General features: G+C 52.6%; 23 protein-coding genes and 1 pseudogene. 7 read left to right on the forward strand and 17 right to left on the reverse strand.

Annotated elements, in window-relative coordinates:
• From Q0L39_RS05260 to Q0L39_RS05275, 4 genes are all read right to left on the reverse strand, one after another.
• Positions 1–1,060, reverse strand: a 1,060-nt coding sequence (locus Q0L39_RS05260) for an RNB domain-containing ribonuclease (RefSeq protein WP_296627299.1), incomplete at its 3' end; no start/stop codon positions are given.
• Positions 1,061–1,654: 594 nt separating this feature from the next.
• Complete coding sequence (locus tag Q0L39_RS05265; RefSeq protein ID WP_296627301.1) at positions 1,655–3,655, reverse strand: hypothetical protein; 2,001 nt, start codon at positions 3,653–3,655, stop codon at positions 1,655–1,657.
• A gap of 461 nt (positions 3,656–4,116) precedes the next feature.
• Positions 4,117–4,626, reverse strand: a complete 510-nt coding sequence (locus Q0L39_RS05270) for a hypothetical protein (RefSeq protein ID WP_296627303.1) — start codon at positions 4,624–4,626, stop codon at positions 4,117–4,119.
• Positions 4,627–4,853: 227 nt separating this feature from the next.
• Positions 4,854–5,309: a hypothetical protein gene (locus tag Q0L39_RS05275; protein WP_296627305.1), complete on the reverse strand. Its 456-nt coding sequence runs from the start codon at positions 5,307–5,309 to the stop codon at positions 4,854–4,856.
• A 74-nt stretch (positions 5,310–5,383) separates the two neighbouring features.
• On the opposite strand from Q0L39_RS05275, the gene Q0L39_RS05280 reads away from it, so the two are divergent.
• The 3 genes from Q0L39_RS05280 (at position 5,384) to Q0L39_RS05290 (ending at position 7,171) form a co-directional block, all read left to right on the forward strand.
• The gene (locus tag Q0L39_RS05280) at positions 5,384–5,572 is read left to right on the forward strand and encodes a hypothetical protein (RefSeq protein WP_296627307.1); all 189 of its coding nucleotides are present in this window, start codon (positions 5,384–5,386) and stop codon (positions 5,570–5,572) included.
• 7 nt (positions 5,573–5,579) lie between these two features.
• Positions 5,580–6,845 carry an aminotransferase class I/II-fold pyridoxal phosphate-dependent enzyme gene (locus Q0L39_RS05285; protein ID WP_296627309.1) on the forward strand — a complete coding sequence of 422 codons (1,266 nt, stop codon included), beginning with the start codon at positions 5,580–5,582 and terminating at the stop codon, positions 6,843–6,845.
• Positions 6,846–6,907: 62 nt separating this feature from the next.
• Positions 6,908–7,171, forward strand: coding sequence for an NPXTG-anchored protein (locus tag Q0L39_RS05290; RefSeq protein ID WP_296627311.1), 264 nt, complete (start codon positions 6,908–6,910; stop codon positions 7,169–7,171).
• A 59-nt stretch (positions 7,172–7,230) separates the two neighbouring features.
• On the opposite strand, the gene Q0L39_RS05295 is transcribed toward Q0L39_RS05290, so the two are convergent.
• Genes Q0L39_RS05295 through rlmD form a run of 4 tightly spaced genes read right to left on the reverse strand, consistent with a single transcriptional unit; the run spans position 7,231 to position 10,291 of the window.
• Entirely contained in the window at positions 7,231–8,145 is a 915-nt protein-coding gene (locus Q0L39_RS05295) for a CorA family divalent cation transporter (RefSeq protein ID WP_296627313.1), read from the reverse strand.
• Positions 8,142–8,489, reverse strand: a complete 348-nt coding sequence (locus tag Q0L39_RS05300; protein ID WP_296627314.1) for a hypothetical protein — start codon at positions 8,487–8,489, stop codon at positions 8,142–8,144. Before Q0L39_RS05300 ends, Q0L39_RS05295 begins: the two co-directional genes overlap by 4 nt.
• Positions 8,482–8,751 (reverse strand): TIGR04076 family protein, encoded by a 270-nt coding sequence (locus Q0L39_RS05305; protein WP_296627316.1) that lies wholly within the window; start codon positions 8,749–8,751, stop codon positions 8,482–8,484. The genes Q0L39_RS05300 and Q0L39_RS05305 overlap by 8 nt, the downstream gene beginning before the upstream one ends.
• A 28-nt stretch (positions 8,752–8,779) precedes the next feature.
• Positions 8,780–10,291 (reverse strand): 23S rRNA (uracil(1939)-C(5))-methyltransferase RlmD, encoded by a 1,512-nt coding sequence (gene rlmD, locus Q0L39_RS05310; protein WP_296627317.1) that lies wholly within the window; start codon positions 10,289–10,291, stop codon positions 8,780–8,782.
• Positions 10,292–10,449: 158 nt separating this feature from the next.
• Between rlmD and Q0L39_RS05315 the strand changes: the two genes are divergently transcribed.
• The 3 genes from Q0L39_RS05315 (at position 10,450) to Q0L39_RS05325 (ending at position 13,158) form a co-directional block, all read left to right on the forward strand.
• Positions 10,450–11,346 (forward strand): dipicolinate synthase subunit DpsA, encoded by an 897-nt coding sequence (locus Q0L39_RS05315; protein WP_296627319.1) that lies wholly within the window; start codon positions 10,450–10,452, stop codon positions 11,344–11,346.
• The gene (locus tag Q0L39_RS05320; protein WP_296627320.1) at positions 11,333–11,929 is read left to right on the forward strand and encodes a dipicolinate synthase subunit B; all 597 of its coding nucleotides are present in this window, start codon (positions 11,333–11,335) and stop codon (positions 11,927–11,929) included. Before Q0L39_RS05315 ends, Q0L39_RS05320 begins: the two co-directional genes overlap by 14 nt.
• A 107-nt stretch (positions 11,930–12,036) precedes the next feature.
• Positions 12,037–13,158, forward strand: a complete 1,122-nt coding sequence (locus Q0L39_RS05325; protein WP_296627322.1) for a D-alanyl-D-alanine carboxypeptidase family protein — start codon at positions 12,037–12,039, stop codon at positions 13,156–13,158.
• Positions 13,159–13,199: 41 nt separating this feature from the next.
• On the opposite strand, the gene rsmI is transcribed toward Q0L39_RS05325, so the two are convergent.
• The 7 genes from rsmI to Q0L39_RS05360 all read right to left on the reverse strand — a co-directional run bounded on the left by rsmI (position 13,200) and on the right by Q0L39_RS05360 (position 21,028).
• Positions 13,200–14,021 carry a 16S rRNA (cytidine(1402)-2'-O)-methyltransferase gene (gene rsmI / locus Q0L39_RS05330; RefSeq protein ID WP_296627323.1) on the reverse strand — a complete coding sequence of 274 codons (822 nt, stop codon included), beginning with the start codon at positions 14,019–14,021 and terminating at the stop codon, positions 13,200–13,202.
• 23 nt (positions 14,022–14,044) lie between these two features.
• On the reverse strand, positions 14,045–14,785 hold the full coding sequence (locus Q0L39_RS05335; RefSeq protein WP_296627325.1) for a methyltransferase domain-containing protein: 741 nt from the start codon (positions 14,783–14,785) through the stop codon (positions 14,045–14,047).
• 1 nt (position 14,786) lies between these two features.
• Entirely contained in the window at positions 14,787–15,797 is a 1,011-nt protein-coding gene (locus Q0L39_RS05340; RefSeq protein WP_296627326.1) for a rod shape-determining protein, read from the reverse strand.
• A 148-nt stretch (positions 15,798–15,945) separates the two neighbouring features.
• Positions 15,946–18,138, reverse strand: a complete 2,193-nt coding sequence (locus Q0L39_RS05345; RefSeq protein ID WP_296627328.1) for an ATP-dependent RecD-like DNA helicase — start codon at positions 18,136–18,138, stop codon at positions 15,946–15,948.
• A 50-nt stretch (positions 18,139–18,188) separates the two neighbouring features.
• Positions 18,189–18,533: a hypothetical protein gene (locus Q0L39_RS05350; RefSeq protein WP_296627330.1), complete on the reverse strand. Its 345-nt coding sequence runs from the start codon at positions 18,531–18,533 to the stop codon at positions 18,189–18,191.
• Between the two features lie 141 nt (positions 18,534–18,674).
• The gene (locus tag Q0L39_RS05355; protein ID WP_296627332.1) at positions 18,675–20,066 is read right to left on the reverse strand and encodes a serine hydrolase; all 1,392 of its coding nucleotides are present in this window, start codon (positions 20,064–20,066) and stop codon (positions 18,675–18,677) included.
• Between the two features lie 83 nt (positions 20,067–20,149).
• Positions 20,150–21,028 (reverse strand): radical SAM protein, encoded by an 879-nt coding sequence (locus tag Q0L39_RS05360; RefSeq protein ID WP_296627333.1) that lies wholly within the window; start codon positions 21,026–21,028, stop codon positions 20,150–20,152.
• A 139-nt stretch (positions 21,029–21,167) separates the two neighbouring features.
• Here Q0L39_RS05360 and Q0L39_RS05365 point away from each other — a divergent pair, with 139 nt between their 5' ends.
• Positions 21,168–22,316, forward strand: a complete 1,149-nt coding sequence (locus tag Q0L39_RS05365) for a DEAD/DEAH box helicase (RefSeq protein ID WP_296627337.1) — start codon at positions 21,168–21,170, stop codon at positions 22,314–22,316.
• Positions 22,317–22,376: 60 nt separating this feature from the next.
• Here the strand turns inward: Q0L39_RS05365 and Q0L39_RS05370 are convergent, their stop codons facing one another.
• Positions 22,377–22,823: a hypothetical protein gene (locus Q0L39_RS05370; protein WP_296627338.1), complete on the reverse strand. Its 447-nt coding sequence runs from the start codon at positions 22,821–22,823 to the stop codon at positions 22,377–22,379.
• A gap of 387 nt (positions 22,824–23,210) precedes the next feature.
• Positions 23,211–24,080 (reverse strand): annotated as a pseudogene (locus tag Q0L39_RS05375) (phenylalanine--tRNA ligase subunit beta); the annotation flags it as partial.

Genomic DNA, 24,080 nt, shown 5'->3' on the forward strand with positions numbered 1-24,080 from the left:
GGTTGAGCGAGCAGATGCCGTTGGACAGCTCCTTTGGCAGCATCGGGATGACCTGGTCGGCATAGTAGACGCTGGTGCCGCGGCGATAAGCCTCAAGGTCAAGCGCACTTCCCTGTCGGACATAGTGGCTGACATCGGCGATGTGGACACCCAGATACCAGTGCTGATCGTCCCGCTCGAGCGAAACCGCATCATCGAGGTCCTTGCTGTCCGCCGAGTCGATGGTGAAGATGTCCTCTCCCGTCAAATCCATGCGGTCGCTGAGCTCGGACAGTGGAATGCCCGCGTCGGCAATCTTGCGCGCCTCCTGCTGGGTGGCTTCGTCAAATTCGGTGCGGGTGTTGTAGTTTGCAAGCACTGCCTGGCAGCAGACTGCGGCGCGGTCGGCGCTGCCAAAGCTCTGCTCTACCGCTACACGATGTGCAAAGTGGCTGTCTGAGCGGCGGGTAATCTTCGCAAGCACCTTGTCGCCATCGTGGGCGCCGTGCAGCCCGCCTTTCTCTATCTCCAACAGCATCCGGCGCAGACGGTCCGGCCGCAGGAAATAGCCCTCCGGCTGGCGCACAACCACGCCGGTAAACGGTGCGTCGTTATAGTTCAGAATCTGTACCACAGCTCCTTCAGGGTTGTCGCCCTGTTGACGGTGGGAATTCGGCTGCAGGCGCACCATGACGGTGTCGCCTGGCATTGCACCCAGCATGAACCGCCCTGGCAGGAAGATGTCCTCGCCCTGCTCCTTGTCCGGCTGCGCCTCGGGACGGGCAAAACCGAATTTATCGTTGAGGGTGACAATCTGCGCGCGCACCAGTCCTGCGCTCTTTGCAAGCACGACGCTGTTTTTGCGGCGCCACAGCTCGCCGTTTTTCTCCATCTGGTCGAGCAGAGTGTAAAACGCCTTCTTTTCATCGGGGGAAATCTGTGCCTGAATCTCCAGCACGCGCAGTCCGATCGGCTGCTGTTTCTGATGCTTGAGCACCCGCATGGTTCGTGTTTTAACATCCAGTCGGTGGAATCCCGCTTTTGCGCGGAACGGTTTTTTGTGTGAAATCTTTCTTGCCATCTTCTTCCCGCCTTTCACATTGATTTTGATTTATGATACCCCAATCGGATCGGGAGTATTTCCAATATCATTTTTACTTATTATACTCCTAACTGCGGGAATGTACAACAAAAGCCCGCTTGACACAAAGCGGGCTTTTGTTGTATACTGTGTATCAGAAGGACAGCTTCCCGCTGCAACGGGAAACGGTCAACTAAATTTCATTAAGAACTTGAAAATTGCCGTTTCCGCGTTTATAAGGGAGCGGCTATTTTCTTGCTATTTTGTAGACAAGATCGACAACCGCAACAATAAGTAAGCATAATGTTAATACATCATTCGTACTCATACGGTCACCTCCCTTGAGAGTTGACCGCGCTGTCCTTCCGATAAACAACAGTATAACACAAAGATAGAACCATGTAAATACGAATAACAAAAGCCCGCTGTCAAGCGGGCTTTTTTGCTGTGTGTTTTGTGCAAAAAAAATCCTCCCCGAAGGGAGGATTTTTCGTTACTCAAACTTTCCTGCAATCCTAAAGGTCAGGACTGCCGAGCTTTAAAAACGACGTTGAACGGAGTTTTTAAACGCTCGTGAAGAATCATCGAAGATGATTACTTCTTGAGAGCCAGAGCGCCAGCAGCAGCAACGGAAACAACTGCCAGGGAAACAGCCAGACCTACAAAGTCCTCAGCACCAGTGCTTGGGTTTGGTTTGCTGTTGTTGTTGGTTTCTTTGTTGTCGTCATCTGGAACAACAACTTCCTGGGTGTTGTCATCTTTGTCGTCTTCTTCAACTTCTACTTCTTCAGTAGACAGAACGTAGTTGCCCAGCTCTTTGGTCTCGAATACGAAACCGTCAACTTTTTCGTTGGTGTGAGCGATTACGAAATCTTCAACGTACTCAGCATCAACTTTGGTGTAACCGTCTTCAGTTACCTGATATGGGATCAGGGAAGCATCGTCGGAAACGAGGATCAGAGTACCGGTTCTGGAGAAGTTAGCGTTCTCGTTGTCGAAGGAGAAGAATGCATCAGCTTCGGAGAAGTCGCCAGCCATAGCAGCATCATAAGCGGTGCTCAGGTCGAGGTACATGGACTCTTCAGCGTACATTTTTACCTGGAAGAATGCTTTGTCAGCAAAGTCGAATACAGCAATGCCGTTCTCGTCTTTAGCAACTTTCCAAACAGCTGGCTGGGAAGCGTCGTTGGTCCAGGTGAAGTCAACAGTCTTAACGTTGGAAGCTTCGTATTTGCCGGAAACCCATACTTTGTTGGTTTCTTTGCCGGACTTGTTGTCAGCAACGTATACATAGTATTTCAGGTCAGCAGCTTTAGCCAGTTTCCATGTATCCTTCAGCTCAACCTTGAGGTATACAGCGTTTGGCATGATTTCGGTGGTGTAGTCTTTGTAAGACAGGTAGTCAACTTCGTCAGCTTTGTACAGTTCAGCATGGTCGATGAGGTCAGCAACGCCGTTGTCCTCTTCGATCAGGTTGATGGACCAGTTCTTGTCGATGTTGCCGGTGTAGTGGCCGTAAGCAACAGTGTTAACGAAGTAGTTGCCGTCGGTTTCCCATTTGCCCTCTTCGATTTCGCCGAGGTCTTCTTTCTGCTCAGCAACTTCTGGCAGGTAAGCTACAACTTCAACGCCAGCTTTCAGAACAGGAGCAGTAGTGGTGGTGAAACCAGCCTCTACTGGAACAGTAGTCTTAGCAAAGCCAGTTTTTGTTGCAGTTGCGGTTGCTTTTGCAGCATCCCAAACTGCGTCTGGAATCAGTGGAGCAACCTCATCATAAGTTACACTGTTGTACTGAGCAGGTGCTGTAACGCCAGTAGCAAAGTTGTAGTAAGAATAAGAAGTTGGCATAGAAGAACCATCATTCTTCAGTTCTTTAGTATTATAGTCAGTACCGTCAAACAGCCAAATGCTATATGCATCAGCAGCCTGGTTGTAGTTAACCTGAACCTTCAGATCGCCAACAACAGGAACATTGGTGGTTTCATTAGTGGTCATAGCAGCAATAGTAGTTACTTCTGCGCCATTCAGCATTACTTTAACACCGTGCTGAACTTTACCGTAGTTATCTTTGTAATCTACGATTCTAGCAGTTCTCCAGCCAGCTTTCTCTTCAGCAGGGGTCAGGGATGGAGCTTTTGCAGTAACTGCATCGTTGTACCAGTAGAGAACCTTGTTCTGGTTGTCTCTGTACTCGAATGGATTTACTTTACCAGTTTTATGGTTGATGGAAACGAGTTCCTCTTCAACTGGCAGCTTATCCAGAACTGGGTTGAAGATAACTTCACCAGCTGCTACTGCTGGCAGGCCAACCTGATCACCTACAACGGTGTACTCTTTCTGGTTGTTAGCGTACAGAGGCATCCAGATGGTGTCGCCTTCGTTGAAGTTGATTCTGGTTTTGCCGTCCAGTTTGGTGTTGGAACCGGTAACGATGTCACCATCTTTGTTGGTTACAAACATTTTACCATCGAACTGGAAACCTGCTGGCCAAGCAGCTGTGTCGCTGGAACCGCTAGCATACTGAATAGCGAAAGCGTTAGCGCCCATGCCCAGTACCATAGCAGAAGCCATAGCTACGGAAAGTACTTTTTTCATAGTCTTTCTTCCTCCTAAAAATTTTTTGAAGTTGTTTAGATCACAACTCCTGATTTGATTGTGTGTTAAGCGACACTCTATGGTAAATAAAAACCTTAGATGCCACTTGACACCTGCCTTGGAAGATTCTCCACAATCTCCCTCGGTCTGGAACTAATATACCACACCCAAATCCAAATTGCAACCCCCTTTCGTAAAAAAAATGTAATTTTCCTGAGTTAATTGTAACAGTGTTGTCATTTTTAATGTCAGTTAACGGACACTTTTTCCCATGTTTATGCGGTTTTGGAACGTTTTTTGGAAGCTGGATACAGTCATCCCTTTTTCTGTAATTTTTTTGTCATCGCTGTTTTTTATGTAACCTTTATTACAATATTTCTATCTAAAACCAGTTTTAGAACACAAAAAAACAGCCTTCTGCCATAAAAAGCAGAAGGCTGTTCAATACCTTTTAAATAAAATTAGCAGTTGGAATCGCGGTTAGCAGAACTGTTCAGAGAGGTGCTGCCGTTGCGGTTAGCAGAAGACTTCAGGCTGCTGCCGTTGTCGCGGCTAGCAGAAGATTTCAGGCTGGTGCTGTTGCTGCGGCTAGCAGAGGTCTTCAGGCTGGTGCTGTTGTCACGGCTAGCAGAAGATTTCAGGCTGGTGCTGTTGTCGCGGCTAGCAGAAGATTTCAGGCTGGTGCTGTTGTCACGGCTAGCAGAAGATTTCAGGCTGGTGCTGCTGTCGCGGTTTGCAGAAGACTTCAGGCTGGTGCTGCTGTCGCGGTTTGCAGAAGACTTCAGGCTGGTGCTGTTGTTGCGGTTTGCAGAAGACTTCAGGCTGGTGCTGTTGTCACGGTTAGTAGAAGACTTCAGGCTGGTGCTGCAATCTCTGCTGGAAACACCCTTGATGCAAGCAGCGTTTACACTTACGGAAGAACCGATGGTCAGCATAGCTGCAACTGCCAAAGAAACTACTTTCTTGTTCATAATCATTATCGCTCCTTTTTTTGATTTGAAATCCATTTTGGTTACAAAACAGTTTCAATGAGGTAAAAATGGGGAAGATATATTCCAATCTCCATTATATACGGTTTCATTTTAGCATACATACTCGCTAAAATCAACCAATTTTGCGGATATTTGGACACTTTTTCCACCGTTTTTCAAGGAAGATGCGCTTCCCACGTTGGAAAGTGCCTGTCACACACCTTTAACTAGGCGATCACATAATCCCCCAGATGGTTGGTAGAGATGACATATCCGCTCAGACGCTGACCGTCCTTTCCGACAACATAGCTCTCCACATATTCTGCCTCGAGCTGTGTAAAGTCGCCGTCCTCGGTCAGTTCATAGACATGCTGGTCCTCATCGGCTTTGACAAACAGTGCGCCGGTGCGTGCAAACTGCTGACCATCCATATCAAACCGAAGCATCTGATCCGCCTCCACACCGACCTGCTCATAAAACTCCTGAGCAAGCTGCGCATCATACTGCTCGTCCAGAGAAAGATAAACGCTCTGTCCCTGATACATCTTTACGGTAAAAAATGCGTGGTCGCCAAAATCGAACACAGCTGTTCCCTGTCCATAGGTTGTGCCTGCTGCCGACACGCCGGTTGCTGCCAGACAAACAAGGCAAGCTGCTGCCGCTGCCGCGATCCATTTTTTCATGGCTGCTCCTCCTTCCCGACCCGTCCAGATACACGGGCAACCCTTTGAAGTGATATTTCCATGGAATCTTTTCCATGGAAACAATTTCATTATATACTCCCCTATCCAAAAAAGCAACCGAAAACAGTGGGGAAATATTGGCAGCAGAACCTGTTTTTTTGGTTTTTGTCAAAATTATCAAAACAGATTTTGGTATTGTTGCAAAAAAACAGGGTGCGTGCTACAATGGAAGGACCAGGAAGTTCCTGGACAGAAAGGACTGATCTACCGATGAAAATGGAAACCAAGTGCCTGCACGAGGGCTATACACCCAAAAACAGCGAACCGCTGACGCTGCCCATCTATCAGAGCACTACTTATAAATATGAATCTACCGCACAGGTAGCAAAGCTGTTTGACCTGACTGCCGACGGACACATGTATTCGCGCATCTCCAACCCGACCGTTGCGGCAGTCGAAGCCAAAATCGCCGCTCTCGAAGGCGGTGTCGGCGCACTGTGCACCACTTCGGGACAGGCTGCCAGCATGATTGCCGTGCTCAACATTCTCTCCTGTGGCGACCACATCCTGTGCGCCTCCACCATCTACGGCGGCACCATCAACCTGTTTGCCGTCACCCTCAAGCGCTTTGGCATCGAGGTGTCCTTTGTCGACGCAGACGCCGACGAAGAAACGCTGAAGGCACAGCTTCGTCCAAACACCAAGACTGTATTTGCTGAAACGATCGCAAACCCTGCCATCGCAGTGCTGGACATCGAAAAGATGGCGCGCATTGCTCACAGCCACGGCGTACCGCTGATCGTGGACAACACCTTTGCCACTCCAATTTTGTGCCGTCCGTTTGAGTTTGGCGCAGACATCGTCATCCACTCCACCACCAAATATATGGATGGTCATGCACTGCAGGTCGGCGGTGTGATTGTGGACAGCGGCAAATTTGACTGGACCAACGGCAACTTCCCAGAATTTACCGAGCCGGATGAGTCCTACCACGGCGTTGTATACACCCGCGACTTCGGCAACGCCGCTTACATCACCAAAGCCCGCGTTCAGCTGATGCGCGACCTGGGCTGCTATCCATCGGCACAGGACGCTTTCCTCCTCAATCAGGGACTGGAAACACTGCATCTGCGCATGCAGCGCCACTGTGAAAACGCTGACCGCGTCGCTCATTTTCTGGCAGGTTGCGACAAGGTGGAATCGGTCAACTACCCAACCCTGGACAACAACCCTTATAAAGAGCTGGCACAGAAATATCTGCCCAATGGATGCAGCGGCGTCATTGCATTCTCTCTGAAAGGAGGCCGCGATGCAGCAGTCCGCTTTATCGACAGCCTGAAGCTGGCTTCGCTGGTAGTGCATGTTGCTGATGTGCGCACCCTGGTGCTGCATCCGGCAAGCTCGACCCACCGCCAGCTCACCGATGAACAGCTGGTTGCAGCGGGCATCCACCCAGGACTGATCCGTCTGTCGGTCGGCATTGAAAACGTTGACGACATCATCGAGGATCTGACTCAGGCGCTTCAGAACGCTTAATGCTATCCTCTTTTGATGTTTTCATAAGATAAACCATGTATTTGTGATGGGAGGTCATTACCATGAAAAAATTACTGACTATCGCTCTGGCCGCTTCGCTGACTCTGGCTCTGAGCGTCAACTCGTTCGCACTTGGCAACTATGTTCTTGCTGAAGATGAGCAGACCGAGGAGGAAACCACCGAGCAGGTTCCTGAGGAAACTGTCGAGGAACCAACCGATGAGAACAAACCAAACCCTGAAACCGGCGCTGAGGACTTTGTCGGCGTTGCAGCTGCTGCCGCAGTTCTGGCAGGCGTTGGCTTTGTCGCTCTGAAAAAGAGATAAGCATCTTTTTCTTCGTCGAAAAGACGGATGCAGATTTTATCTGCATCCGTCTTTTTTTGTTACAGCATCTTCTTTTTGCGAAAGTAGAGGATCTCAGCAATGATGACCAGCACGCTCACGACAATCACTGCCGGATACCCATACTTCCATCCCAGCATCGGCATATTGGAAAAGTTCATTCCATACCATCCCGCAATCAGCGTCAATGGCATGAAAATCGTGGTAACGATGGTCAACAGTGTCATGATGCGGTTTTGCTCCATGTCAATCTGAGACTGGTACAGCTCGCGCAGCTGAAGCACATATTCCCGCAGCATCTCCACATGGTTGTGCAGCCGTTCGGTGCGGTTTGCATACATCTGCCAGGCGCGTATCTCCTCCACCGGCATCTGATCGGACAAGAATTCCTGCATCTGGTCGCTGATGTTCATCAGCTGCTCATAGTAGGAATGATAGCGGTTGATCTGTTTTCGATAGGCAAGAATCTTCTGGGAAAATTTCTCTGGGATGCGCTGGGACAGCTGCTCCTCCAGACTGCCAATCTCATCTTCGATGGTCTGCAGGTACAGCACATCCTCCGCAATCAAGAATTCCAGCAGCAGAAGCAGAAAATGCCGCAGACTGAAACAGCCGCGCACACTCTCTCCCAGCCGCTCCACCAACGCCGAAAGCCGATGCTCATCTCCAACCAGCAGCAGCTGATCCTGCTGAAGCGAAAATCCAAACGCCAGTTCCCTGCCGGAAGCTTCCTGCTTGTTTGGCACCCGAATCGTTCCCTGTATGCTCTCTGCAAACAATTCCACCTTGCAGTAGTGCACCGTCCGCATGCTCCTTTCCAGCATCTGATGATGCGGGCAGTTGTCTAACGCATGCAGCTGTTCGGTGCTCAGCAGGACAATTCGATTGCTTCCTGTCTGTTTTTTGCCTTCCTTTTTGATTCTTCCATCTTCGGTGGACAACAGATATTCCATCATTGTTGTGTCTTACCCTCTTTTTTCTGAGAAATCTCGCACAGCTCCTGCTGTCTTACTCTGATTTCCCGTTCAAACTCCTCATTGGTGAGAAATCGGCTGCTCTCCAAAAAAAGCTGGTATCGAAACCAGAGGGACTCCTTCTTTTGCGGAAAGAGCACTTTTCTGCCGCCTATCTCCATTCCCTTCAGACGGCGACGGCAGACCAGGTCGTCTAGCACCGCCAGATAAAGGCAGCGCTTGTGGTATTCTTCTCCCCAGCGGCGATTTTTGTATCCCAGCACACACAGCAAAATTCCCGACAAAACACCCATGGCCGCTGTAAAAATCCATCGTCCTCTATTCATCGGGCTGCTCCACCTTCAAACGAAACACATTGATGACGTCTGCATCGGGACAGCAGAAGCGGATGTCCCCTGCCTTGGAGAGCGGCAGTGTTCCTCCGTAGCGCAGAATATCTACATAAGGAAAGGCGACGTGTGCTGCCATCGGACACAGCTCTCCGCGCTGGGTGTCAAAATCAAAGCAGTCTCCTATCTTGTGTCCGTGGTGGCAGCCGCACTTGCCCAGCCGATCCACCAGCTCCAGTGTAATTTTCGGTTTGTTCATCTCGCCGCACCTTCCTTTATCTTTTTATTTATCTTTCCAGCAGGCAGATATTTTCACAGTGCGCCGTCTGCGGGAACATATCCACCGGCTGAATCTCTTTGACTTGATAACCTCCGGCACACAGCACCTTCAGATCCCGTTTCTGGGTCTGCGGGTTGCAGGAGATATAAACAACCTTCTTCGGCTTCAGACGGCAGACCGACTGCAAAAATGCCTCGTCACTTCCGCTGCGCGGCGGGTCCATCAGCACCACATCCACCGTTTCTTCCCGCGCTGCCATCTCGGTCATAAAGCGGCCGGCATCGTCGCAGTAAAAGCGGACATTCTTCACGCCGTTGCGCTTTGCATTGTCGATGGCGTCGTGCACCGCGTCGCGGTTAAGCTCCACGCCGATGACCTCTTTTGCCTTGTCCGCTGCAATCAGCGAGATGGTACCGATGCCGCAGTAGGCATCCAGCACCTTTTCCCGTCCGCTTAATCCTGCCATCTGCAAGGCTCTGGTGTACAACACCTCAGTCTGGACAGGGTTGACCTGATAAAACGACTTGGAGGAGATGCGGAATGTCTTGCCGCACAGTGTATCCTCAATCCATCCCTTGCCGTACAGCACCCGCTCCTGTTCTCCCAGCACCATGCTGGTGTGACGTGGATTGCAGTTCATCACGATGGTGGTAATCTCGGGATGTTTTTCCCGCAGAAGGGAAACAAATCTGCTGCGCGCCGGAAAGACCATCGAGGCAGTGACCAGCACCACCATGATCTGTCCGCTCTGGAATCCGCGCCGGATGAGCACATGGCGCAGCAGACCATTTTCGCTGTCCTCGTCGTAGGGCATCAGCTTACATTCCTTCATGATCTGACGGATGGAGCGGACAATCTCATCCGCCTTTTCGTCCTGAATCGCACAGTGGTCCACCGCTACGACGCGATGGCTGTTTTCCTCATAAATGCCAGCGATGATCTGTCGCTTTGCATTGAGTGAGAAGGTCGCGTGGCTCTTATTGCGGTAGCGCCAAGGATCCTGCATTCCCAGAATCTGATAAAATTTTGCTCCGGCGTCGAGATGCTCCTTCATCAGGCGCTCGACCTGACGCTGCTTCTGCATCAGCTGCCCATCATAGGACAGATGCTGCAAACGGCAGCCGCCGCACAGATAAAATACTGGACATTTCGGCGACACGCGGTCGGGCGAGGCTTTCTGCACCCGCACAAGCTTTGCATGGCTTCTGCGTCTGCCCGATACCGCCACCGTCACCAGCTCCCCTGGCAGCACTCCGTCCACCGCCAGCTTCTGTCCCTGGATACGGATAATGCCGCGGCCTTCCTCGTCCAGATAGGAACATTCTGCGCTGTATTCTCCCTCGGGCAGCGCTTCCTCCTGATCTGCCAGCTCCCATCCGTCCCCAAACGGATGTTTTTTCTTCTGCGGCTGACCCTTTTTCTTCTGCTGTGCCTGTACATAGAAGGGCTGGTTTCTCTCCCCTGGCAGACGGTGATTGCCTGCCAGACGGTCCTTCTTCAGTGGTTTTTTCTTTGCCACGTCGTTCACTCCTCCTGTTGATTCTCGATCATTTCCCTCATTATACCATAAATCGCCCCGATAGAAAGTCCGGCGGCACAAAGTTTTGCACCAAATCTGTGTTTTTTCATAAGATAACAGTACGAAACCTTCAATCCATCTTTACGGAGGTCCTGTTTATGAACAAACTTTCCGAACATACCGTCTTTGGCGTTGTCGGCGGCGACCTGCGGCAGGCCGCCCTTGCAAACTTTCTGCTTCGGCAGGGGTATGAGGTGCACGCCTTCTTTCTGGATCAGCAGCCGCTGCTCGACCGGCAGTACATCAGCAGCGATCCTGCCGGACTTGGCTGCTGCGATGTCGTCGTCTTTCCTCTGCCTGTCTCCGATGAGAACGGCGCGCTCAATGCTCCGCTGTACAGCGGCAGCATCCCACTGTCCGACTGCCTGAACTGCTGCCGCTCCGACGCTTTCCTGCTGGGCGGTAAAATTTCCGATCGGGACCGGCTCACCGCGCAGGAGGCAGGTCACCGGATGTCCGACTACCTGACTCGCGAGGAGATGGCGGTGCTCAACGCCGTCCCGACCGCCGAAGGCGCCGTAGGAATTGCTCTGTCCGAACGCGCCAGCACTCTGTGGGAAAGCCATTGTCTGATCACCGGCTTTGGCCGCTGTGGAAAGGCGCTGGCGCTGCTGCTCAAAGGCTTTGGCGCCCACGTCACAGTAGCTGCCCGCTCCGCCGGAGAGCTTGCCTTTGCCCGCACATTGGGGCTAAACACGATCAGTCTTTCCAAAGTGGACAGTATTTTGCCCGAACAGGAAATCATCTTTAACACCATCCCTTCCCCTGTTCTGGGAGAAAAGTCCTTACAGCTGGTGGCAGAGGACTGTCTGCTCATCGACCTTGCCTCCCGTCCAGGCGGCATCGACTTTGCTGCCGCCGGACAGCTGGGACGCAAGACCATCTGGGCGCTGTCGCTGCCTGGCAAGGTATCTCCCATCACAGCTGGGAACATCATCTGCGACACCGTAATAAATATGATAACAGAAAGAGGTGATCTCATTGAAAACAACTGAAACTTCCGAAACTCCTATCCGCATCGGTTTTGCACTGACCGGCTCGTTCTGCACCTTCTCCCAGGTCATCGACCAGCTGGAACAGCTTGCAAACCATCCAGGCTGGGAAATCTTCCCAATCATGTCTCCCAACGCCTACGAAACCGACACCCGCTTTGGTCTTGCCAAGGATTTCCGCGCCCGCATCCAGTCGATCTGCGGCCACGAGATCTGGCACACCATCTTTGAAACCGAGCCCATCGGCCCGAAAAAGCTGTTGGATGTGCTGGTCGTCGCTCCCTGCACCGGCAATACCCTTGGAAAGCTGGCAAACGGTATCAGCGACACCAGCGTGACGCTGGCAGTCAAAGCCCATCTGCGCAACGCCCGTCCGGTCGTGCTGGCAGTATCCACCAACGATGCACTGGCAAACTCCGCCAAAAATATCGGCACCCTATTTAACAGCAAACATATTTTCTTCGTCCCGATGGCACAGGACAACGCCACCGCAAAACCGACTTCGATTGTCGCCGACTTTACAAAGCTGGAGCCTGCCATCGAATCCGCTCTGCAAAACCGTCAGATGCAGCCTGTGATGCTCTAAAGATACTCCTTCCTCTCTTCCTCCTTCCGTTTACAGGCATATCCTCTGTTCCGAATACATATTGTGTACTACTTCGGTTTGCCCAACAGAAAGGATGTGACCTGTGTTTGCAAAATGGTTTGTCTGTAAAGCGTCTGTCTGTTATTCTGTGCGTTTTTGCACTGTGCTTTTCGCTCTCTTTTCCTGTGCGTGCCGTTTCGCTCTCTGAGGTATCGCTGGAAGAGTGGCCGGTCTATGAAAACAGGGAGGTCACTGCCGATGCCTTCATCGTCATGGAAGCCAGCACCGGTCGGGTGCTGATGGGAAAAAACATCCACGAGCATCTTGCGATGGCAAGCACCACCAAGATCATCGGCGCCATGATGGTGCTCGAGCAGCCCAATCTGGACGAATACTTCACGGTGGATGCCCAGGCCATTCAGGTGGAAGGCTCCTCGATGGGATTGCAGGAGGGAGATCAGGTGTCCCTGTATGCACTGGCCTGCGGGATGCTGCTGCCCTCCGGCAATGATGCTGCCAATGCAGCTGGTGTGAGGCTGTACGGCAGCATCGAAGGCTTTGTGGAGGCGATGAATCAGCGCGCGCAGGAACTGGGACTCTCTGACACGCACTACGTCACCGCCTGCGGTCTGGATGCGCCCGACCACTATTCCAGCGCGTTTGATCTGGCAAAGCTCACCCGAAATGCCCTGCAAAACGAGGACTTTGCCTACATCTGCGCCCAATCCAAAATGCAGGTGCGCTTTGGAAACCCTCCCTATGACCGGTGGCTTTCCAACTATAACCGGCTGCTCGAACTGTACCCAGACTGCATCGGAGTCAAAACCGGCTTCACCGACGACGCAGGACGGTGCCTTGTCTCGGCCGCTGAACGCGACGGCATGACGCTTATCTGTGTCACGCTGGATGCCAGCGACGACTGGAACCTGCACGCCTCCCTCTACGACGAATGCTTTGTCAGCTATTCCATGCAGCCATTACCCTCGACGCCTGCCAGCATCACGATGATCGACCCTGAAGGCGGTGAATCCGAGCTGATGCTGCAGCCGGCATGGAAGGTTTCGGTGCCGCTCAAAGCCGGTGAATCTGCCCGTCTTGACTACACCATCCTTTCAGAGCCTTTTACCTATGCGCCCGCTTCTGCCGGTCAGGTCTATGCACAGGCGATGTATCTGCTGGATAACCGTCCCCTGTGTCAAATTCCTTTGATCTGTGCTGACAGTACATAAAAAATCCGTCCAACTTTTGATTGGACGGATTTTTTTATGACCTATTTTAAGAAGCTCGAATACAGCTCTCCCTTTTTAAATCCGGTCTGGCGCGCCACATCCTTGGCTGCCATCGACAGCGGCTGGCCTTTGTCCACCAGCGACTGCACCATCTGCAGGGCCTCCTCAAAGCTGAAGGTCTGTTCCTCCTGCTGCATTCCCTCGACAACCAGCACAAATTCGCCGCGCGGTTCCTTCTGTTCATACAGCTGTACCGCCTGAGAAAGGGTGGTTCGCACGACCTCCTCATAGATTTTGGTCAGCTCTCGCGCCAGCGTGATTTTGCGATCTCCCAGCACCTCATACATGGCAGCCAGAGTATCGCACAGCTTGTGCGGCGCTTCATAAAAGATGATGGTGCGCCGCTCGTTTTTCAGCTCCTGCAGCCGCTCCTTCTTCTGGTTTTTCTGCGGCTGCAAAAAGCCCTCAAAGACAAAGCGATCGGTCGAAAGTCCCGACACTGCCAGCGCCGAGATGGCTGCACTCGGGCCTGGTACCACCCGTACCTCCACACCGTTTTCGGCGCACAGCCGCACCAGATCTTCGCCTGGGTCGGAGATGCACGGCATTCCCGCATCGGTCACGATGGCGCCGTTTTCACCGGAGAGCAACCGCGAGAGAATCTCGCCGCCTTTTTCCCGCGCATTGTGTTCGTGGTAGCTGACCATCGGCTTTTTGATCTCAAAGTGGTTGAGCAGCTTGAGGGTGACGCGGGTGTCCTCCGCCGCAATGAAGTCCACCTCCTGCAGCGTCTTGAGCGCACGGGCAGTCATATCCTCCAGATTGCCAATCGGCGTACCAACCACATATAATCTTCCTGGCATCGTTGTTTCTCGTTCCTCTCTGTTTACTTTAAACGGTATATTTTTTGCAGTTCCTCCGAGAAATCTCCCTGTTCATCCTGAATCAGCAGCGGAGGTTCCACCTTCAAAAAGCGATTGCCGCCCTTTCGTCCCTCCACCAGAAACAGCCAGGGCGCGGTATCTCCGCGCTTTTGCACAAAGCGCACCCGCTTGGGTTCGATCTTTGCGCGGCGCATAGCCTCCATGACATCCAAAAGCCGCTCCGGCCGCTGACAGATACACAGCCGGCCGCCAAACTGCAATAGCTTTGCTGCCGCTGCACAGACATCCTCTATTGAACACATCGTTTCGTGGCGGGCGATGATGTCGCTGCTGCTCTCGCTTAAAATGCCGTGGTTTGCTTTTTTATAGGGAGGATTGCAGGTGACCACGTCAAAGGCGCCAAACGGCAGTTTCTCCTTGAGCTGGGAAAGCTGGGACAAATCGGCCTGCACCGGCACCATCCGTCCCTCCAGTCCTGCTTTTTCCACCGTAAAGCGCAGCTGTTCGATGGCAAGCGGCTGGATGTCCACGCCGTAGGCCTGTTTGGGGCCTTCCTCCCGACTGCGAAACCACAGCAGCGGAATAATACCGCAGCCGGTGCCAAGGTCACACGCCAGATCCTTTCGGCGCACCTTTGCAAAGTCCGACAGCAAAAAGGCATCGGTGCCAAAGCGATGATCCTTGGTCACACAGATTTCCAGCGTATCGGACAGACGTTCCATGGTATATGTAAATTCCGGCATCTTAGAACCTCTGCATCGACGGGCTGACAAAGCCGTCCACCAGCTTGTCCAGATATTCAAACGACTTTCCGGTGCCGATGGCGACGCAGTCGACCGGATTTTCAGCCAATCTGGTCTTGATGTGGGTGCGATTTTCGAGCAGGCGATCCATACCGTGCAGCAGACTGCCGCCGCCGGTCATGGTGATGCCGTTGGTGTGGATATCGCCGACCAGCTCCGGCGGTGTCTTTTCGATGACCTCACGCACTGCAAACACAATCTGTTCGACCTCTTTCATTACGCAGTCGTACAGCATCGAGCGGCTGATTTCCAGGCTGCATGGCAGTCCGGTTGCCAGGTTTCTGCCTTTGATGCGTCCCGAAACATCCTCTTCCGGTGTAAAGCAGGCGCTGGCGACCTCCTGCTTGATCTGGTCAGCCATCTTTTCGCCGATGAGCACGCCGTGGCTTGCGCGGACATAGCGGATGATGGCGTCGTTGATGGCGTCTCCCGCTACCTTGATCGACTTTTTGTTGACGATACCGTTGAGCGACAGCACCGCAATATCGGTGGTTCCGCCGCCGATATCGACAATCAGGTTGCCGTTTGGCTTTTCAATGTCGATCTGTGCACCGATTGCTGCCGCGACCGGTTCCTCAATCAGATAGACCTTGCGCGCACCCGAGGAGATGGCCACGTCGATGACGGCGTTGGACTCCACATTGGTGATACCCGACGGAACGCACATGGCGATTCTCGGTTTCACAAGGCTGTCCTTGCAGGCTTTTTTGATGAAGTATTTGACCATTTCCTCGGTCATCTTGTAGTCGCATACGACGCCCTTGGAGAGAGGGCGAATCGCCTGAATATGCGACGGGGTTTTTCCGATCATGCGGTAGGCTTCTTCGCCGACGCTGATGACCGATTCTGTTTTGTGGTTGACGGCAATGACCGAAGGCTCCTTGAGCACAACGCCCTCGCCGTTGATGTATACAATTACCGTTGCTGTTCCCAAATCAATTCCAATATCCACTCGGCACCATCCTTTGATCTATTTCATTCTGAAATTTAATAACATATCCTTGTCTGTGTACTTCATTATAAAATAGGAAGGCAGCATTTTGCAAGTATTTTTCAAGGAAAGAATGGCTTATTTGCACAAAAAATTGAGCGGCCGCCCTCTATTCCTCCACCTCTCCCAGCAGCATCTCCTTGAGGTTGCTGTACCGCACCGTTTTGCGGTTGTTGGCAATCATCTCGGCGATGGTGTATTCCTGTCCCAGCAAAATCAGCTGGCTCTTTGCCCTGGTCACCGCGGTGTACAGCAGATTGCGGTAGTGCATCTTGCTCTTGTAGCTTGCCAGCGGCATCACCACTGCCTCAAACTCGCTGCCCTGACTCTTGTGGACGGTGATGGCGTAGGCAAGCTCCAGCTCGGGCGCCATCTCGAACAGATACTCTGCCAGACGGTCATCATAGCGGACGACCAGCGTCTTGCTCGGTCGGTCGATCTGCTCGATAAAGCCGATATCCCCGTTGTAGACGCCCATTCCTTCCTCGCCGTTGTCCCGTTTAAAGAGGATGTCGTAGTTATTTTTAATCTGCATCACCTTGTCTCCGACGCGGAACTTGCGCCCGTTGAGTTCAAACTCCGGCTTGTCCTTGTCGGGAGGATTGAGCACCTGCTGCAGGCTCTGGTTGAGGGCATTGGTGCCCACGGCTCCCACACGGGTCGGCACGATGACCTGAATATCGGTCATCGGGGAATAGCCGTAGCTCTTGGGCAGTCGGGTGGACACCAGGTCGATCACCGTCGAGCGAATCTGCGCCGCACTCTCCCGCTTCAAAAAGAAAAAGTCGTTGTCGTGGCGTTTGAGCTGCGGCATCTCTCCGCGCACGATCGCGTGCGCATTGGTGACAATCAGGCTCTGCTGGGCCTGACGGAAGATTTCGGTCAGACGCACCTGCGGCACCTTGCCCGAGTCGATCAGGTCGCGCAGCACATTGCCTGGTCCCACCGAGGGCAGCTGGTCGCTGTCTCCCACCAGAATCAGGCGGCAGTTCATCTTGAGCGCCGCAATCAGCGAGCGCATCAGCGGAACATCCACCATCGACGTTTCGTCCACAATCACCGCATCGACATTGAGCGGGTTTCGCTCGTTGCGCTTAAACTGCAGCGAGGTGGGATTAGCAAAATCCACCTCCAGCAGCCGGTGAATCGTCTTGGCTTCCTTGCCGGTCACCTCACTCATCCGCTTGGCTGCCCGTCCGGTCGGCGCACACAGTGCAACCTTGCTTCCGCTCTCCTCCAGCAGCTCGATGATGGCGTTGATGGTGGTGGTTTTTCCGGTACCAGGGCCTCCGGTCAGGATGAAGATTTGGTGGCACATCGCCTGTTCGATCGCTTCTTTTTGCAAGGCAGCGTAGTGGATGCCATTTTGCTGCTCAAGCTGTTCGATCTTCTCCCTTGCACGGCGGGCACCGTCTCCCTGTGCCTGTATCATCAGGCGGATGCGCGACACAATCATCCGCTCATCGTTTAAGTATTCGGGCAGATAGCAGTAATCCCGTCCGCTGACATCCACCTGTATCAGCTCACGGCGGCGCAGCAGGGCTTCCATTCCTTTTTCCACCATGACCTGACTTTGGCTGAGCAGCGCGGACGCTGTGGGAATCAGCTTGTCCTGCGGCAGACAGGTGTGGCCGTTTTGCAGGTTGTGGCGCAGCACAAACAGGATGGCGGCCTCGATGCGGTAGGAGCTGTCCGGCGGGATATTCAGCGCACGCGCAATGGTCTCGCACTGTTCAAACTCCATCCCGATGTCCTCGGAGCAGAGCAGGTAGGGGTTTTCCTCCACCATCCGCTGTGCCATCGTTCCCCAGCGCTTCCAGATTGCCACCGAGGTGGAGGTGTCGATGCCAAACTGGGACAGGAACAGCATCACACTGCGCATTCCAAACATTCTGGAAAGTTCCTCCCGCAGCTTTTCACATTTTGCCGGCGAAATGCCCTGCACCTGTGACAGACGCTCCGGCTCCTGCTCCAGCACCTTGAGGGTATCGTCGCCAAACTGTGCCACCATCCTCGATGCCAGCACCGGACCGATTCCCTTGATGGCACCGGAGGAAAGATAGCGCAGAATCGCAGAGGCGGTCGCAGGCAGCTTCTGCTGCGCCGCTACTGCCTTAAACTGGGTACCATAGCTTGGGTGGGTGCGGAAGCTTCCCTGCAAAACCAGCACTTCTCCTTCGCCCACCGTTGCAAGTTCTCCCACCACGGTGACAAGTTCTCCGTCCCGATCCAGCTCCAGCACGGCAAAGCCGGTTTCTTCATTTTTATAGACAACCGTTTCCACAGTTCCTGTAATTTCCACCAAATTTTCCTTCTGCATCGTTCCTACCCTTTTTCGTTTCAGTCTACCGTTTAGTATACCTTATCTTCACTTCCTTTGCAAATCTCCTGAAACTCTTTTTGTGTACAGAAAATCAGCCGCGTTCCCTCGCACCACAGCTTGCACAGTCGGGCGCTCTGGGCATCCAGACCGCAGTCAACCACAAATGCCAGCTGGCTTTCCGGACTCCACATGGCAACCTCCTGAAAATATCCCAGAATTTGTTCCACATCGTCAATTTCACCCGACAGCGGCAGTACCGAAAAGATGGAGGGACGCTCCTTGGGCCGGCGAAGCCAGATGGAAAATACCTCTCCCAGCTGTACTGCGCCCAGAATTCCCAGCAGCATCGCCGCAAAACGCAAAAACACTTCCATCGTTGTTTCTCCTTTCTGCAAACAGGTTTTTCTCTTCATTCTATGCAAAACCTGTACTTTTGGTCGCTGCTATCCCCGAAATCTTGTTTGGACACAAAAAAAGTCCGAAGACCTTGATGGGTCTTCGGACTTTTTTCTATCCTAGTTTGCACGCTCAAAGAAGATCGGACAGACCGCATCGGTGGACAACCTCATCCACAGATTGCCGTCCTCATTAAAGTTTGCGCGGTAGGTACGGGTATCCAGCACCTCAAAGCCGACAAACTTGCCGTTTCCAAGATAATCAAACGGCTGGTCCATCAGTCCATAATGCAGCTGCAGATGGCCGTCCTGATAGACAAACTCCATCACGCCGTAGCCTGGGTTATAGTATCTGCCGACAAACTTCTTTGCCTCCTCCTCGAAGAGTGGAACATATTGTTTCTCCTCCTCGGTGTAATCCGGCCCGAGGTTGACGCTGCGCTGATAAGCCTGGATCAGGAAGGAATAGTCCTCGTCCAAATCATCCAGAATCAGATCGCACAGCAGATATTTTAAGCAGTTATAGGCTGGGGTATCCACCGTATTGACCGACAGCGCAAAGGCTGCGTTTTCCTCTGGGAAGAAGCCGACCATCGAGTTAAAGCCGTTGGTCGAGCCGGAATGGAACACGATCGGATGTCCTTTGTATACTGCGGTGATCCAGCCGAGGGCATAGGATTTCTGCAGCTCTGCCGGATGTGCCGAGCGTCCCAGGATGCAGACATTCGGTTTGATGAGCTCTGCAAATCCCTTCAGGCTGATCAGCCGCTGACCATCCAGTTCACCGCCGTTTGCCAGCATCCGAATCCACCGCTCCAGGCTGTCAAGATTGGTGTACAATCCTCCACAAGGGTTGCTTGCCTTGCCGACAACCTCCGGTACACGGTAGAGTTTACCGTCCTTCTGTCCGTAGGGCATCGCGGCGTTTTTGTCCTCGATGGTGTCGATGCCGCGGAAGTACATCTGCATTCCCAGCGGCTTGCCAATGCGTTCCCACAGCAGTTCCTCCCAGGTCTTTCCGGTCAGCTGCTCACACAGATAACCCAATGCCACATACATCTGATTCTGGTAGCTGTACTTCTCGCGGAATCCAAATGCCGGCGGGAAAAAGGCGATGCGGCGCACAAGGTCCGCTCTGTCCTCCCGCACATAGGTGCGCATGACATCGTGGCGGCACAGTCCGGTGCGATGGCAGGCCATATCGCGCGGCGTGACGTGTTCTTCAGCGTACTTATCCATCATCCGAAACTGCGGCATCAGCTCTTTGACCGGTGTATCCCAGGTCATTTTGCCCTCGTCGCACAGCTGTCCTGCCACCATGGTGGTGAATGCCTTGGAGCAGGATGCAATCTGAAACAGTGTCTGGCTGTCCACCGGACGGTCTTTCTCAACGTCTGCCTGTCCAAAGCACTCCTTGAGCAGCACTTTGCCCTCTTTGACCGCCACCAGAATGCCTCCTGCCAGACCATACTGCTGGCGAAGCTGTGCTATCGTTTTCTCCAAAAGTTCCATGAAATATTTCCCTCCCAAAGATTTTTCTTCTATTATAACGCCGTCAGCTCAAAAAAGGAAGTCTGTTTCCGCACTTTTTTACATTAGAATAATCGCAGTTGTTCTGTTTCATACTCTTTGCGGGACAGGGCAATGATCTCCCGCATCTTCCACACAATTCTCGCTTTGCTGCATTCTTCGCAGAAAATCTCCCACAGTTTTTGCTGATTGGGACACAGGCACTGATACTCCTCTCCAAAGTCCAGATACCTTTCCCACACCACCTCAGAATAGTCCCGCAGTTTTGCCAGAAAATATTCCCTCTGACGATCCCGCAGCGTCACTCCAAAATAAGGATAGATAAACTTTGCTCCGCATTCTCCACACCGGCGCACCAGCTGTCGAATCTGTTCTGGCTGGTCCTCCAGAAAGGGAAGCACCGGCATCAGCAGCACGCCTGCAAAAATTCCCTGCCGGGATAATTTTTCCAGCGCAGCAAACCGCTCGGAGGAGGGCGGCGCATGTGGTTCCACCACCCGTGCCAGCTCGTCTTTTGGCGTGGTGATGGTCAGCTTTACGATGGCTGGCGCGTGCTTTGCAATCTCGGTGAGCAGGTCGATGTCCCGCAGAACCAGCGTCGATTTGGTGGCAATGCTCACGCCAAAACGGTACCGGCAGAGCAGCTCCAACATCCCGCGGGTGTACCTTCCCTCTTTTTCCAGCGGATTGTATGGATCGGACATCGAGCCGGTGGCTGCCAGTCCTGTTTTTCGGCAGCGCCGCAGCTCCTCCGCCAGCAGCAAAAGAGCATCTTTTTTCACCCGAACCCGCGAAAAATCCTCGATGCCATAGCAGGCACTGCGGCTGTCACAGTAGATACATCCATGAGGACAGCCTTGATAAAGGTTGATGTTGTAGTCGCTGCCAAACCAGCTACTGTCCTTTTTTCGCTGCAAAATATGTTTTGCTGCTATTTCCTGCATTTTCTCTCCTCCTGGGACGATTTTTGCCTCGCCGTTGTTCAAAACCCGTTCGACCTTATTCCACCTTTTGTCAGAATATGGTATAATAACAGTATAACATACAATTAAGATTGCAAACGATATTTTGGAGAGTGAAATTATGGAACAATCATCCTTTTCTGCGCTGCCGGTCAATCCCAAGATTCTGCAGGCGACCGAAGCGCTGGGATTTCATGAGATGACCGAAATCCAGCAGAAGGCGATTCCTCCGATGCTCGAAGGCAAGGACGTCATCGCCAAAGCCCCGACCGGCACCGGAAAAACCTGTGCCTTTGGCATTCCGCTGATCGAACAGATCGACCCGACACTTTCGCAGATTCAGGCAATTATTCTCGCTCCGACCCGTGAGCTTGCCACTCAGATCTGCGACGATCTGCACAATCTGACCCAATTTCTGCCGGAAGTAAAGACGCTGGTCGTCTACGGCGGCCAGTCGATGGAGCGCCAGAAACAGCTGCTGAAAAAGGGCGCCCACATTTTGGTGGCAACGCCAGGACGTCTGCTTGACCTGATGCACCATCGGGCAGTCAACCTGCAGGGCGTCAAAGCCGCCGTTCTTGACGAGGCGGACAAGATGCTCGACATGGGCTTTTATAAGGATGTGCGCAAGATCCTGGACAGCCTGAAAGGCATGAAACAGATGTGCATGTTCTCGGCGACCATCTCCCGCGAGGTCATGGACATCGGCTGGCTGTACCAGCGCGACCCGGAGGAGATCACCGTCCTGCCGGTACAGGACAGCGAACCGAAGATCGACCAGTACAGCATCCGCTGCATCGGCCGCGAAAAGATTGAAATTATCCTGCGCTTGATGAAGCAGTTTGAGGTCAGCCGCGCCATCGTGTTCTGCAATACCAAATACACCACCGGCATGGTGGCGGAACAGCTGCACGCCAACGGCCTCAATACCGCCTGTCTGCACGGCGATATGCGCCAGTCGGAGCGCAACAAGATCATGGAGCAGTACAAATCCGGCAAGATTGACATTCTGGTTGCCACCGACGTTGCTGCCCGCGGCATTGACGTCAGCGACATTCAGGTGGTCTTTAACTACGATATCACTCCTGACAACGATTCCTACCTGCACCGCATCGGACGAACCGGACGAGCCAAGCGCGAAGGCATCTCCTTTGTGCTGCACTCCAAGGACGAACAGAAGCGACTGGACAGCATTATCCACTACACCCACTCGAACATCATCCCACTGGAGATGGACGGCTGGGGTGTCTTTCAGGAAGTAAAACAGTAAGAAAAAAATCCCTTTGCTCGTCTTGTATATAAGACGAACAAAGGGATTTTTTGATGCAGCTTAATCCTTCTGATTGTGGAAGCCCTTGATGAGCGGGTGATTTTTTGCAAGGCTCATCAAAAAGCCCATTTCGGCAAAGCCGGTATGCAGCCAATAGATTTCATAGCCGTAGTGCGCACTTTCAAAAACAAGCTGGTTTCCCGCATAGAGCGCAAGGGTAAAATAGTTTAAACAACCGTCGCTGCCAACACAGTGTTCGGTGAGCGACGAAAGCATCTCCGGTGTTACTTTTCCGGCAAAAACGACCTCCTTGGTGGTGCTTTCCTGTCTTGCGCCAAACTTTTCTCCAAAAGCGATTCCTTCGCTCTCGTCCTCCCAGCAGCGAAGCTGGAATGAGTCTGCCTTTTCGGCAGCTTTTGCGACCAGCTGCTTCCACCAGTCGTATTCTTCAAACATTTCCTTTCCCGCATCGTTTGTCCGGTGTTCTTCAAATTCCAACGTTAACATGAAAAGACTTCCTTTCTATGCAGCAAAACTCCGGCTTTTTTAGCCGGAGTTTTGCTTATTGATTTATAATCTGTTTGTGCAGATGCTGAATATGGAGAGAGGGCTATTTTATTTATAAAGTTTTACTGTTGGGACGTTGTCCCAAACCCTACTAACTACCACCTTTTGAAAGAAAGGTAGATTGAAAACAAGTTTTCAATCAGGAGTTTGCTCTTTTTGCCCATAAAGGATTGGGCAAAATTGCCTGCGGCAACCGAGCAAAGCTCCGTCGGACGAAAACTTTTGTTTATTTCTCAGGGCAGTCATGATGATACAAGTGCGTGCCGCGTGCTGAATCCACCATCTCGCACAAAACCAAAGCGCGAAACAGCGTGCAGGCTCAGCCTGCTAGGAGCGGATCTGAGCGCCGAGTGCTTCCATGGCGGTCAGAATCTTCTTCATCGCGGAACCAACTTCCTCATCGGTCAGGGTGCGGTCAGCTGCACGCATGGTGATGTTGAAGGCAACGCTCTTCTTGCCTGCTTCAATCTGGCTGCCCTTGTAAACGTCGAACAGCTCAACCTTCTCCAGAATCTTTCCAGCAGCATTCTTGATTGCCTTTTCCATGGTCAGTACCGGCAGACTGTCGTCGCACAGCAGAGCCAGGTCACGGGTGGAAGCTGGGAACTTCGGCATTGGCTGATAGCTCTTGTCGGTCTTCATCATGGCAAACAGCTTTCTCATGTTGAGTTTGCCGGTGTAGACGCGGGTGTTGATGTCATAGTTCTGGCAAACCAGCGGATGAACCTCGCCGATGACGCCAAATTCCTCGCCGTCCTTGGACAGAACTGCACAGCGTCCCGGATGGAAGGTCGGATTGTCGCTGCAGGCAGCAACATCGTAATCCTCGATGCCCAGCACTTCCAGCAGGTTTTCTACCACACCTTTGAGGGTGAAGAAATCTTTGTCCTCGCCGTACATGCCCAGTACCAGGTTTGGAACCTCATCCGGCAGCAGTTCGCCTTCGACCGGAATGTATTCGTTTCCGATTTCATACAGCGAAACAGCGCCGTTGCGGTTGTTGTAGTTCTTGGAGAGAATGTCCATCATCGAAGGGATGGCGTTGGTTCTCATGATGCTGGTGTCCTCGCCCAGAGGATTGAGGATGACAACCGAGTTGCGCTTTGGATCGTCCTTTGGCAGACGGATCCTGTCATACTGTTTCGGGCTGACAAAGGAGTAGGTCATGATCTCGTACAGTCCCTGTGCCAGCATGGT

The sequence above is a fragment of the uncultured Negativibacillus sp. genome (genome assembly GCF_944388365.1).
Lineage (GTDB): Bacteria > Bacillota > Clostridia > Oscillospirales > Ruminococcaceae > Negativibacillus.